Source organism: Fictibacillus sp. FJAT-27399 (assembly GCF_001510655.1).
Lineage (GTDB): Bacteria > Bacillota > Bacilli > Bacillales > Fictibacillaceae > Fictibacillus_C > Fictibacillus_C marinisediminis.
Window position 1 is genome coordinate 456,497 of record NZ_LMVC01000002.1, and the last position, 13,429, is coordinate 469,925.

General features: G+C 44.2%; 10 protein-coding genes and 1 other annotated feature. Of the genes, 6 read left to right on the forward strand and 4 right to left on the reverse strand.

Features of this window, described 5'->3' with window-relative positions:
• The first annotated feature begins 205 nt into the window (after positions 1–205).
• From AR335_RS07395 to AR335_RS07405, 3 genes are all read left to right on the forward strand, one after another.
• Positions 206–2,110, forward strand: coding sequence for an LTA synthase family protein (locus AR335_RS07395; protein WP_062233764.1), 1,905 nt, complete (start codon positions 206–208; stop codon positions 2,108–2,110).
• A gap of 222 nt (positions 2,111–2,332) precedes the next feature.
• On the forward strand, positions 2,333–3,340 hold the full coding sequence (gene ccpA, locus AR335_RS07400; RefSeq protein ID WP_053357540.1) for a catabolite control protein A: 1,008 nt from the start codon (positions 2,333–2,335) through the stop codon (positions 3,338–3,340).
• Between the two features lie 138 nt (positions 3,341–3,478).
• Entirely contained in the window at positions 3,479–4,180 is a 702-nt protein-coding gene (locus AR335_RS07405) for a 5'-methylthioadenosine/adenosylhomocysteine nucleosidase (protein ID WP_082683393.1), read from the forward strand.
• 34 nt (positions 4,181–4,214) lie between these two features.
• Here the strand turns inward: AR335_RS07405 and AR335_RS07410 are convergent, their stop codons facing one another.
• From AR335_RS07410 to AR335_RS07420, 3 genes are read right to left on the reverse strand one after another with little or no spacing between them, the layout of a single operon-like run.
• A complete protein-coding gene (locus AR335_RS07410; protein WP_062233767.1) occupies positions 4,215–5,375 on the reverse strand; it encodes an acetoin utilization protein AcuC in 1,161 nt (386 codons plus the stop codon).
• Positions 5,372–6,019, reverse strand: coding sequence for an acetoin utilization AcuB family protein (locus AR335_RS07415; protein WP_062233768.1), 648 nt, complete (start codon positions 6,017–6,019; stop codon positions 5,372–5,374). Before AR335_RS07415 ends, AR335_RS07410 begins: the two co-directional genes overlap by 4 nt.
• 21 nt (positions 6,020–6,040) lie before the next feature.
• Positions 6,041–6,673: a GNAT family N-acetyltransferase gene (locus AR335_RS07420; protein WP_062233771.1), complete on the reverse strand. Its 633-nt coding sequence runs from the start codon at positions 6,671–6,673 to the stop codon at positions 6,041–6,043.
• A 165-nt stretch (positions 6,674–6,838) separates the two neighbouring features.
• Here AR335_RS07420 and acsA point away from each other — a divergent pair, with 165 nt between their 5' ends.
• Positions 6,839–8,554: an acetate--CoA ligase gene (gene acsA / locus AR335_RS07425; RefSeq protein ID WP_062233776.1), complete on the forward strand. Its 1,716-nt coding sequence runs from the start codon at positions 6,839–6,841 to the stop codon at positions 8,552–8,554.
• Between the two features lie 25 nt (positions 8,555–8,579).
• Here acsA and AR335_RS07430 read toward each other — a convergent pair whose 3' ends face one another.
• Complete coding sequence (locus AR335_RS07430) at positions 8,580–11,405, reverse strand: transglycosylase domain-containing protein (protein WP_062233779.1); 2,826 nt, start codon at positions 11,403–11,405, stop codon at positions 8,580–8,582.
• A gap of 143 nt (positions 11,406–11,548) precedes the next feature.
• Positions 11,549–11,766: a binding site (T-box leader), on the forward strand.
• Between the two features lie 53 nt (positions 11,767–11,819).
• Between AR335_RS07430 and tyrS the strand changes: the two genes are divergently transcribed.
• Both tyrS and AR335_RS23795 read left to right on the forward strand, forming a co-directional pair.
• Positions 11,820–13,079: a tyrosine--tRNA ligase gene (gene tyrS, locus AR335_RS07435; protein WP_053357546.1), complete on the forward strand. Its 1,260-nt coding sequence runs from the start codon at positions 11,820–11,822 to the stop codon at positions 13,077–13,079.
• Positions 13,080–13,123: 44 nt separating this feature from the next.
• Complete coding sequence (locus AR335_RS23795) at positions 13,124–13,396, forward strand: hypothetical protein (protein WP_156418895.1); 273 nt, start codon at positions 13,124–13,126, stop codon at positions 13,394–13,396.
• The last annotated feature ends 33 nt before the right edge of the window (positions 13,397–13,429 follow it).

Sequence of the window (13,429 nt, forward strand, 5' to 3'; positions counted from 1 at the left end):
AAAAGAGCATATGTAAGGAATTTAAAGAATCGCTCCAGTCAGACATGTGCTATCTTCATATGAATGTTTATTTGCCTGATAATCAAGATAAAGGTATTTTTACTTCTTGTTTGAACTGCGTATAATGGGTAGGGTGAACCAGAAAACGACTGCAAATTGGTCAATTTGTAGCAATGTCCTTACCTTTTAGAGGAGGGAAAACTTGATGAAAAACCTTGAGTCAAACACAAAAACAACAACGAAACAATCATTGCATTTTTTCCTGCTTGCCGTAACAATGCTTTGGATTAAATCCTACTTAGCTTTTCAATTTGGATTAAATCTTGATCTTGAAAATGTTATGCAGCAGATCATTTTGGTGATTACACCGCTAAGTTCTGCGATTTTCTTTCTGGGCTTGAGTTTGTTTGCACCGGCAAAGAGCAGAAATAAAGCATTATTAACCATTCACTTTATCATGTCATTTATTTTATATGCGAATGTTGTATACCATCGGTTTTTTGATGATTTTATTACCATTCCAGTACTGTTTCAATTTAAGAACTTTGGGGATCTCGGCGGCAGCGCACAAAGCTTAATGCACCCGCTTGATGTTCTATATTTCTTGGACTTTCTACTGTTATTGACCATCGTATTGCTTAAAAAAGTTAAGCCTGCTGAAAAGATTAAAAAGAAAACCATTGGCCTTGTATTTGCATCTGCTTTAAGTATCTTTATTGCCAACATCGGCATGGCAGAAATTCAGCGTCCAGAGTTGTTAACAAGGACGTTTGACCGTGCCATTCTTGTAAAGCTAATGGGGATATACAATTATCATGTATATGACGCAGTAATGAGCACGAAATCGTCAACACAGCGGGCGTTAGCTGACAGCAACGACCTTTCAGACGTTAAGAATTATGTGGATTCCGATTATAAAAAACCAGATGATAAAATGTTTGGTGCGGCGAAAGGAAAGAACGTAATCCTCGTGTCGATGGAATCAACACAGAACTTCCTGATCAACAAGAAAATAAATGGGCAGGAAGTAACGCCATTTTTGAACGATTTAACGAAAAGCAGTTATTACTTTGATAATTTTTATCATAATACCGGACAGGGTAAAACGTCCGATGCAGAGTTTTTGATTGATAACTCGTTATATGGGCTGCCAGGCGGTGCCGTTTATACGACAAAAGCTCAAAACAAATTTCATGCAACACCTGAAATTGTAAAACAGAGGGGCTACAATCCGGTCGTTTTCCATGCAAACAATAAAAGCTTCTGGAACCGCGATATTATGTATGATACGTTAGGCTACAACAAGTTTTATTCAAAGCCTTATTTCCATGTTACGGACCAGAACTCAGTAAACTATGGCTTAAAAGATAAGGAGTTCTTCAAGCAATCCATGCCGATGCTTGAAAATCTCAAACAGCCGTTCTACAGTAAATTCATCACATTGACAAATCATCATCCTTTCATTTTGAACAATGATCAGGAAAAGTCGATCCAGCCGGCTAACACAGGAGATCCTACAGTGGATAATTACTTTGTTACCGCTCGATACCAGGATGAGGCATTAAAACAGTTCTTCCAGCAGCTGAAAGCTTCAGGGCTTTATGATAACTCAGTTGTCATCTTGTACGGAGATCATTATGGTATTTCAGAAAACCATAATAAAGCGATGAGCAAGATTTTAGGAAAAGAAGTTACACCTTATGAGCATCTTAAGCTTCAAAAAACACCATTGTTCATTCATGTTCCGGGCGAAAAAGGAAAAACGATGCATACGATCGGCGGAGAGGTTGATTTGAAACCGACCATTCTGCATCTGCTCGGTATAAAAACAAAAGGTGATATTCAGTTCGGCTCTGACCTTTTCTCTCCTGAACGTGATGATTTCACCGTTCAAAGGGACGGAAGTGCGATTACGAAAGATTATGTTTATTCCGGAGAAAAAGAAAAATGCTACAATCAGACAGATGGAAAAGAAGTGGCTAATAAGCTATGTAAGCCTGCAAAAGAAAAGGCTGAAAAAGACCTGAATCTGTCAGATAAAGTGGTTTATGGAGACTTACTCCGATTCTTTAAAGACGGAAAAATTGTCCCAAACCAAGAAACAAAATAACAGTAAAATTAACCGGCTGATTTCAGCCGGTTTTTGCTGTTTTGTATGTACTTACGGGGAATGGAGAAAACTATACAAAAGAATTTGTAAAATATTCACTTTTCCCCGCTGGATTACAGCGCTGTCACTGCTTTTCGTTGCCTAACTGCAGTCCTTTACTGTATGATATCAATAACATTACATAACCTGTCTGGATTGTGGAATTAAAGGAGGATTATCAAATTGAATACAACAATTTATGATGTCGCCCGTGAAGCAGGAGTCTCTATGGCAACTGTTTCACGTGTCGTAAATGGAAACCCGAATGTAAAACCATCTACAAGAAAAAAGGTGCTTGAAGCAATCGAACGCCTAGGATACCGTCCTAACGCTGTTGCAAGAGGACTTGCGAGCAAGAAGACAACAACAGTAGGTGTGATCATCCCTGATATTGCAAGCATCTTTTTCGCTGAACTTGCCCGTGGAATTGAAGACATTGCTACGATGTATAAATACAATATTATTTTGTGTAATTCGGATCAAAACAAAGAAAAAGAAATACACCTTCTCAATACATTGCTTGGCAAGCAAGTGGATGGAATCGTTTTTATGGGCGGTAAAATTACAGAAGAGCTTGTAGAAGAATTTAAAAAATCCCCTGTGCCGGTTGTAATGGCTGCAACGGTTGATATGGAAAAGGAAATACCATCCGTTAACATTGACTATCAGCAAGCCGTGTATGATGCAGTGGAGCATCTTCTGAAATCTGGCCATGAATCAGTAGCTATGGTCACTGGTCCACTTGAAGACCCGATCAATGGCTACCATAAGTTTACGGGTTTCCGTAAAGCGATGGAGGACGCAGGAAAAACAGTTGACGAAAAGCAGATTTTTGTCGGTGATTACACGTATGATTCCGGTATTGAAGCAGTTGAAACATTCCTTGAGAGTGGAAACATGCCTACAGCGATTTTTGTCGGCACAGATGAAATGGCACTTGGTGTTATCCACGGCGCACAGGATAAAGGATTGACTGTACCGGGGGACCTTGAAGTAATCGGTTTTGACAATACAAGGCTTGCAACGATGGTCAGACCAACCCTTTCAACCGTCGTACAGCCGATGTATGATATCGGTGCAGTTGCGATGCGCCTATTGACAAAATTGATGAACAAAGAAAAGGTGGAAGAGAACACAGTCGTTCTTCCTCACCGTATTCAGTTCCGCAACACAACAAAGAACAACGATTAATAAAATTGGTGTGATTGAAGCGCCTCTGAAAAACAGAAGGGAACAGGCAAGCTTCTACCCATCTGCTTTTCTGGCGCTTCATTTGTTTCACAAATCAGCCCTTTTAACAAAGCCAAGAAGATAAAGGTGGGAGAAGAATTGAAAATTGGCATAATTGGGGCCATGGATGAAGAAATTCATTACATGAGACAAGCCCTTGATATTTATGGGGAAAGCGTTCATGCCAAAGGTAAATATTATGAAGGCACCTATGGAACTAAAGAAGTAGTCCTTTGTAAATCAGGTGTGGGAAAAGTGAATGCTGCGATTACCACACAGGTTTTGATCGACCGTTTTAAAGTGACTCATATTTTATTTACAGGAGTTGCAGGAGCTCTTCATCCTGAGCTTGAGATTGGGGATATTGTCATCTCCACCAGCGCACTGCAGCATGATATGGATGCTTCGGCTCTTGGGCCGCATTTTCCACAGGGAACGATACCGATGTTCGATTATGAATCTGATTTTACAGCTTGTCCGAGCCTTGTTGAGCTTGCTGAACAGGCAGCTGCAAAGATACGGGATATTCATGTCCGCAAAGGAAGAATTTTAAGCGGGGATCAATTCATTGCCAGCCGGGAGACCGTTGAAAAGTATTTTCAGCAGTTTGATGGCGCATGTATTGAGATGGAAGGCTCAGCTGTAGCGCAGACTGCCTTTTTAAATGATGTTCCGTTTGTGGTCATTCGTTCGATTTCAGACAAAGCCAACGGGGAAGCAACGGTAAATTTCACAGAATTCACTAAGCTTGCTGCCGAACGATCATCCTCCATTGTTGAAGAAATGCTAAAGACGATTTAATAGAAAAAATGAAACACCTGATAGAGAGATTCCATCAGGTGTTTTTTGTATAATCCCGAATATGGTGAAGTGCCTTTGAAAGGGTCAGCGCATTTTTTTCTGTGATCTCCTGTTTGCGGGGAATCGGTTTATACAGCTTGTCAGGATCCTCCCAAATAAGAGGAAGCGTGACAGGTGCTTGTTTTTGCCACTTTTCCACCCACTCCATCGGCAAAGACCCTTTTAAGTCGATATCGTTCATGGCAAGCCAGATTTCCGACCATGCCCGCGGCACGACACGCCAGATGTCATATCCGCCGCCTCCTGTAGCAATCCATTTTCCACCGCAGTACCGGTCTGCTGCTTTTTTCGCGATCCTCGGTATGGCGTGGAACGAGTTCATCGTAACTGACAGGTGTGTCAGCGGGTCAAGGTAGTGGGCGTCAGCACCGTTCTGGGTGAGGATCACATCGGGCTTAAAGAAGGCGGTTACTTCATTCAGGGCGGTTTCATAGAGGCTGAGCCAGGACTCATCTTCCGTAAAGGCGTCTACCGGTAAATTGAAAGAGTAGCCGTATCCGTCACTCTGGCCTTTTTCTGTCACATTTCCGGTTCCGGGAAACAGGTATCTGCCTGTTTCATGAATGGATAGCGTACAGGCATCCGGATCCTCATAAAACGCCCATTGGACTCCGTCACCGTGATGGGCATCAGTATCCACATACAGCACTTTCACGCCATACTTCTTTTTTAAATATGCAATAGCCACCGCGCAGTCATTATAGACGCAAAAACCGGATGCCTTCCCTCTGAATCCGTGATGAAGGCCTCCGCTGGCGTTGAAACCATAAGAAGCTTTGCCCTCCATGACCATATCTGCAGCAGTTAAGGTAGCTCCGACAATAAGTGCACTGGCTTCATGCATGCCGGGAAAAATGGGCGTGTCCTCTGTTCCAAGGCCGTAATTTTCAGCGGAAACAGCGTTCAATGTTCCTTCGCCTGCTTTTTTTACTGCCTCAATATATGCTTCGTCATGTATGAGGCCGATTTCTTCGTCAGTAGCCATCCTCGGTTTTACGATCTGGCTGTCCTCCAAGGCACCGGAAGAACGCAGAAGTTCATATGTTAATTGGACACGCAGCTGGTTAAAGGGATGATCTTCATTGAATTTATAGCGAAGCATGTCCTCGGAATAGATAAAAACCGGTTTCTTCATCTTTCCACTTCCGGTTCCTGCGGCCAAATGACGTCATAACCATTCTGCCTTAGTTCAGAAGCGATGCGGTATGGATTCATTGTCCCGATCCGGAACACCAGAATCTTTTGGTGTTCTTCTTGTTTGTCCGGATAGACGAGAACACTGTTGATGTTAATTTTAAAATTCTTGATCAGAGAAGCAACATCAGCCAGTTTGCCAGCGGTATTTTCAACCTTAACCTCAAGGTGTGAGCTGGGCTGATGGGCACCTGTAAGCTGTATGAGAGTGTACAGCATGTCCCGTTCAGTGATGACCCCTACCAGTTTTTTCTTCTCAAGGACGGGGATGCAGCCGATCTGATGCTCGTAAAAAACACCAAGAAGGTCTTCGGCAAAATCAAGTGAATGTGCAGTGATTACATCACGTTTCATTATCTCAGAAACGGGCCGCTGAAATTCTTCAGGATGATCGGCAGCATCAAAGATGGACGGGCTGGCGTCTCTTAAATCACGATCAGAAATAATGCCGACAAGCAATCCTTCTTCATCAACAATCGGCAAATGGCGGATGCGGTGAGTTTTTAAAAGAATCAGAGCTTCCTTAATCGTAGTTTGTGGCATGGCTGTAACAGCCTGTTTATTCATCATGTCCTGAACAATCATCTTTATTTCTCCTTTCTCCGGTCAATACATAAAGCGGTTCTGGAAACGGATTTTATCGAATTGCTGTACAGAATTCATCGTTATTCTCTTTCCGATCCTGACCATTAAACAGTTTGCGGGATGTGAGCTGATCTCCGGATCGTCTGTTGCCATATATTCCAGGCCTCCGGCATTCATCATTTTCTCCATTACTTTCCTGTAATCCCAAACCGACAAGCCGGTTCCTTTCAGATCCCAATGCCAATAATATTCCGTTGTGATAAGGATATAATCTTCCATCGCATCATCCATCATCGATACTTTTAATAGGCTTTTCCCTATTTTACAGTTGCGGTAATCCGCAATGACTTCAATGGCACCAAGTTCAAGCAGGTTCTCCATGTTTCCTTGTGACCATCTTTCCATCGGATCAGGATAGACATAGGTCACATAGCCGATAATTGTCTCTTTATTTCTGGCGATTATGATTCTTCCTTCATCAAGTCCTGCAATCTCAATGAGAGCTTCACGCTGCTGGTGCGGTGGCCTGAACGCCTTTAAGCCGGCATGAAACTCGTAGCCTGCCAGATGTTCAGGCGAAATCGGCCCTTCGATAATGACCTTGCCCAAAGGTGTATCAATGGCAAGGCAGTTGTATGTTTTCTTATGGTTCATTTATACACCACCCAATTTGAAAGTTATCCAATTCTATTATACATAAACAAGGCCGTTTGTAAGGGCTTTCAACTTATTTGGTGTGACAATTCTAATAAATTTAAAAATTTAGAACGATTATGATATAATGGCTTTGAATATCTTGGCATAGGAGGAGATTGGCTAATGAAAGTGGAAACGCTTCCGAGTGTAAAGGGTAACTTTAACCTTGAAGACTATCAAGCAGCATATGACGCATTTGACTGGAAAAGCATAGAAAAAGAATTTTCCTGGTATGAAACGGGGCGAGTCAATCTAGCCTATGAAGCGGTTGACAGACATGCAGAAGGCGATAGAAAAAATAAAGTAGCACTTTATTTCTCAGATCAGAAAAGAGACGAGAAGTATACATTTAAAGAGATGAAGGAACAATCTAATCGGGCCGGCAATATGCTCCGCCAGCTTGATGTTGAAAAAGGGGACAGGGTGTTTATTTTTATGCCGCGTTCTCCTGAGCTGTATTTTTCACTGCTCGGGGCAATCAAACTGGGAGCCATCGTCGGCCCGCTGTTTGAAGCATTTATGGAAGGGGCAGTCAGAGACCGTCTGGAAGACAGCGAAGCTAAAGTACTGATCACAACTCCTCAGCTTTTGGAGCGCGTGCCAGTCAGCGAACTTCCTTATTTAAAACACGTTGTGCTCGTTGGTGAGGACGTGAAGGAAGAAGGGCCGTATGTCGATTATTTCAGCCGAATGGAAAAAGCGGACAAGGAGCTCGATTTGGAATGGGTAGACCGTGAAGACGGGCTGATCCTTCACTATACATCAGGCTCAACCGGTAAACCAAAAGGCGTCCTCCATGTTCATAATGCGATGATTCAGCATTATCAGACCGCTAAATGGGTACTTGATCTTAAAGAATCGGATGTTTACTGGTGCACGGCCGATCCCGGCTGGGTGACAGGAACCTCCTATGGTATTTTCGGACCTTGGCTGAACGGTGCCTCCAATGTGGTCCGGGGCGGCAGGTTTAGCCCGGAAGATTGGTACGGTACGATCGCAAAGTATGGCGTAACGGTTTGGTACAGTGCACCAACCGCATTCCGTATGCTTATGGGAGCCGGGGATGAGGTCGTAAAACGCTTTGATCTTTCTTCGCTCCGACACATCCTGAGTGTTGGCGAGCCGCTGAATGCTGAAGTAGTCCGCTGGGGAATGAAGGTCTTTAATCTTAGAATTCATGATAACTGGTGGATGACAGAAACAGGAGCTCAGCTCATCAGCAATTTCCCGGCAGTTGAAGTTAAGCCGGGCTCAATGGGCAAACCATTCCCGGGCATTGAAGCGGCTATCATCGATGATCAGGATAATATCCTGCCGCCTAACCGAATGGGGAACCTGGCGATTAAAAAAGGATGGCCTTCCATGATGAGAGCGATCTGGAACAATCCGCAAAAATATGAATCTTACTTTACCCCTGGCGGCTGGTATGTGTCTGGGGACTCAGCCTATATGGATGAGGATGGCTACTTCTGGTTCCAAGGCCGTATTGATGATGTTATTATGACATCGGGTGAAAGGGTAGGGCCTTTTGAGGTAGAAAGCAAGCTTGTCGAACACCCTGCAGTTGCCGAGGCGGGGGTAATCGGGAAGCCAGACCCGGTTCGCGGTGAAGTCATTAAAGCATTCATCGCACTGCGTGAGGGTTATTCTCCGAGCGAAGAATTGATTCAGGAAATCAGATCGTTTGTGAAATCTGGTTTGGCCGCTCACTCTGCGCCAAGAGAAATCGAGTTCAGAGACAAGCTGCCTAAGACAAGAAGCGGCAAGATCATGCGCCGTGTACTCAAGGCATGGGAATTGGATCTGCCGACAGGCGACTTGTCCACGATGGAAGACTAATCATTTAAAGCAAAAAGCCCGCGAATTAATTCGCGGGCTTTTTTGGTTTCTTTTTATCATCATTTTGGGGAGGAGGATCCTTCGGCTTTTTGCCTGCCGTTGGATCATCCGTTTTTTTGTCATCCGTTCCCGGTTTGTCTGGTTTCTTTGGATCTGCTTTTTCTTTGCCGCTTTTAATCTTCTCAGATGGCGCCGATTCCTTGCCCGAGACGTCTACTGCTGTAACATACAGCACGCCTGATGGGGCAGATAGAGAGGTTTTATCTGATGTTAGACTGCCGATTTTCTTAAACGGACCGTTTCCGGTAGCAGAATAATAGACACGGTAGCCGACTACATCACTTTCTCCTGACGCAGACCAGGATAGCTTCCCGCCTTTGGATGACAGTCCGCTGACTGTATCAGGGTTTTTTCCGTTCTCTGGAAGGTTTGTCTTAGGAAGAAGATGGTCAGAATTTTCTTCTCCGGCCACTTTCTTCAAGTCGACTCCGTCAAACAGCGCATCGTCGATGAGGACGCCCTTTTGAGTAAATTCTTTTGGTGTCGATTCGGACGCTTTGTATTTCTTTCCGTTTGCAATAACATAAAGCCCGGTATCCAAGCTGTTATCTGTTGAATCTGGAGCATATTTTACATTGAATAGATCTGTTGTTACAAGACCTGCTGACCGGCAGAGATCAGACGGAAGTTTTCCGGAGATCCCGCAAATTTCTTTCCTGACAATTCCCGAAGGCATGGAGAAACGATGCTTCGGGGCCATGAGTGATGGCGCGTATTTATAGGCATCATTGGCAAAAGCTGCCCACAGGGTCTGGCTAATATGCTGTTGTCCTGTTGGAAGTGCTTCAGGTTTATCATATCCGTGCCATACACCAAGCGTTACGTTAGGATTTGTCGCTACAAACCAAGAATCCTTGGCAGAGGATGTGGTACCGGTTTTTCCGGCCCAATCTGCATAAAAGTTCAGTCTGCCTGGAATGCTTGCTGCGGTTCCGCCTGGCTTCAGTACATCCCTCATCATATCAAGGATAAGATAAGAGGTTTGCGGAGAATATACTGGCACCAGCTTAGATTTATGTTTATATAGAACTTTTCCATGTTTGTCTTCAATTTTTTCAATAAGGTAGGCATCCACAAACTTGCCTTGGTTAGCAAAGGTTGCGAAAGCGTTCGTATTCTCTTCTACGGTTACCCCGTGGGTCAACCCCCCGATGGCAACAGATGTAGCCGATCTGTCTGTATCAGTAATTGTTGTGAATCCCATTTTCTCCAATCGATTGAAGGCATCGGCCCGATTCGCTCTCATGAAGCTGCGCAGTGCAGGAATATTATAAGACTTGGCAAGTGCGGTCCTTGCGGAAAGGAGTCCATGAAAACGGTTATCATAGTTGTTTGGTGCGTAATTGCCAATGGTCAGCGGTGTATCAGGAATGATGTAACCCGGCTGCACTTTACCTTCCTCAATGGCCGGAGCATATGCGAGCAGCGGCTTCATCGTTGAACCATTCTGTCTTAATGCCTGAGTTGCATGGTTCAGCTGTTCACGGTTGTAATCACGCCCTCCGACAAAGCTGATGATAGCTCCTGTTTTATTTTCGATCAGTATGGAGCCTACTTCCTGCGGCTGCTTTTCATAGATCCATTTTCCTTTGGCATTCTTCACACGGACGAGGTGGGTAGAGCCGAAGAGATATTTGTTCTTCGCTGTTTTCTCCATTTCCTCATAGATCTTTTTATTGATTGTCGTATGAATTTTCAGGCCTTTTTGGCGCAGCTGTACAAAAGCATTCTGACGGTAATCATCTTTTGTGTTCTGCTTAAGCTTGTCAAAGTTCTTGCCGTCTTTTTTCGCGGCGAGCCTTGCAAGGATATCTGCTGAACGGCGCTCGACTTCAATGCTTAAGTAAGGATATTTTTCGTAAGAAGATTCCTTCTTCGTTACAAAGTGTCTTCTCACATTATATTTCAGTGCTTTATCGTATTGTTCAGGTGTGATGGCTCCATTTGTCAGCATGCGGTTCAAAACCGTTTTCATGCGGTTGGTACCATATGTAATATCTTTTTTAACTGCTCCTTGTTGTGTAAATGGAGAATATACAAACGGGTTTTGCGGCATGCCTGCAAGGAAAGCTGCCTGCGGCAAGTTCAGTTTGTCAGCGTCAACACCGAAAACTCCCTGAGCGGCCGCCTGGATGCCGGCTACGTTTCTGCCGGATGAGTTACGTCCGAATGGAACGATGTTTAAATATGCTTCAAGGATTTGCTCTTTTGTAAACAAGTGCTCGAGTCTGAGTGCGAGCAGGATTTCTTTCGCTTTTCTGTCGAAGGAAACCTCGTTCGTTAAGATCTGGTTTTTAATGAGCTGCTGAGTAAGAGTACTCCCGCCCGAACGGTTATCGGAGCCTGTTACTTCCTGAAGCGTTGCCCGGAGGATAGCCTTTGGAACAATCCCGTCATGCTCATAGAAATATTGATCCTCCGTTGAAATAACGGCATCTTTTACGAATGGTGAGATTTCCTTTAAAGGAACCTCCTGGCGGTCAAGGTCAGCACGCAGCTTGCCGATCAGTTGATCTTTGTCAAAATACATCGTACTCGTTTCTTCGTAATTGTAAATGTCATCCTTCATGGTGCTGTAAGCTCTGACTGGCTCGTTTTTTACAAGCGAGGCCAGAAAGCCAGCCCCTGCTCCAGCAGCCAAACAGCCGCAAAGCAAGAACAATACCACGATAATTAAGAATAAGTTCCAGGTGAATGTGTATGTTTTATCTGCGGCCTGTATAATTTTTTTCTCATTTAGATACGCAATAAAGCGCCTCCATTTTTCCTTAATTTCCTCTAGATGAGACATTTGTAAATTCCCCCCTATCTGACTAATTATATCATATCCCATGTCGTTTGAAGGGGGACTTAAGACAATTTTGTCAGTGGATGAGGAATTGACAATGCGTATAACCTGTGGTAAAAATGAAGAATATATGTCAATTGGATAAAGCAGAAGCGAAGATAGGATTTAGTAGTAACCGTCTCCCTGTTACAGAAAGCTGGTGGCCGCTGCAAACCAGTACATAGACAGTTTATGAATTACACCCTGGAGCTTTCTTTGTGAAATGAAAGTAGCAAAGACCGGTTGAAAAGCCGTTAATGGATATGAGTGGGAGGAAATACGTTTCCTTCAACGAGGGTGGTACCGCGGTAATCACGTCCCTTATTACAGGGGCGTTTTTTATTTGTCTTCATCCAGAAACTGAAAGGAGCAACTATAATGACAATTTTACAAGACTTGGAATTTCGAGGTCTCATCAATCAAGTGACTGACCGGGAAGGTTTGGAAGAAAAGCTGCAGAGCGGGAAAACCCCTTTTTATTGCGGTTTTGACCCGACAGCAGACAGCCTGCATGTGGGCCATCTGCTTGTGATCATGACGATGCGGCGCCTTCAGCAGGCAGGCCATCAGCCGATCCCTCTTGTGGGAGGAGCGACAGGAATGATTGGGGACCCAAGCGGGAAGAAGGCAGAGCGGACGTTAAATGAGGCCGGTGTGGTTCAACAATGGAGCGAACGAATTAAACAGCAGCTTTCTAAGTTTTTGGACTTTAACGCTCAGGATAATCCTGCGAAAATCGCCAACAACTATGAGTGGATCGGCAGCATGGACGTTATTTCATTCTTGCGTGATGTAGGTAAATACTTTCCGCTGAACTATATGCTTGCAAAAGATTCCGTAGAATCCCGTTTGGAAGCTGGGATTTCTTTTACAGAGTTTACGTACATGATCCTTCAGTCTTATGACTTCCTTCAATTGTACCGCCAGGAAGGGTGCCGTATGCAGCTTGGCGGAAGCGACCAATGGGGCAACATCACAGCTGGTCTGGAATTGATCCGCAAAGCCGGAGAAGAAGAGAGAGCATTCGGATTAACCATTCCGCTCGTAACGAAGAGTGATGGAACGAAATTCGGGAAAACAGAAGGCGGAGCGATCTGGCTTGATCCGGAGAAAACCACTCCTTACGAGTTCTATCAATTCTGGATCAACACGGATGACCGTGATGTGATTAAATTCTTGAAGTACTTCTCATTCAAGAGCCATGAAGAGATCAACGAACTTATTGAACAAGTGCAGAGCGCACCTGAAAAACGTGCTGCGCAAAAGGCGCTTGCAGAAGAACTGACTGCTCTTGTGCATGGAGAACAGTCATTGGAACAAGCCATCAAAATCTCTCAGGCACTGTTCAGCGGACAGCTTTCTGAATTGACTGGAGCTGAAATTGAGCAAGGCTTTAAAGACGTGCCTTCCTTTGAAATGGAGTCTAAAGAGGATATCGGTCTGATCGACCTGCTTGTAGCAAGTAAAATTTCTCCATCAAAACGCCAAGCTCGTGAGGATATAACCAATGGAGCGATCTCAATCAATGGCGAACGTTGCCAGGACCTTGAAAAAGTGGTGGGAAGAAGCTCTCGTATTGATGATCGATTCGTCGTCATCAGAAGAGGGAAGAAGAAATATTTCTTGATCCGATACTAATTATGCTGAATAAGGAGGGGGCTGTCCAAGAAGTCTGGTAGCTGTTGATCTCCACTCCAGGCTGCTCGCTTTCCGCGGGGCGTGCGGTGAGCCTCTTGGCGCAAGCGCCTGCGGGAGTCTCACCTGTCACGCTAGTCCCGCTGGAGTCTCGCACCTTGCACTCCAATCAACTTTTCATTGAAGATTTTTCACGTCAAAGGAGCTGCCTGAAGGTCAATTTTCGACTTTCAGGACAGCCCCTTTTTGTGTTCGATAATAAAAAGTGCGTTTTCGATAATAAAAAAATTGTATCGATAATAAAATCCGATTTTCGATAACGAATTATTAGGTGCACCCTTAAAACTTCTCAT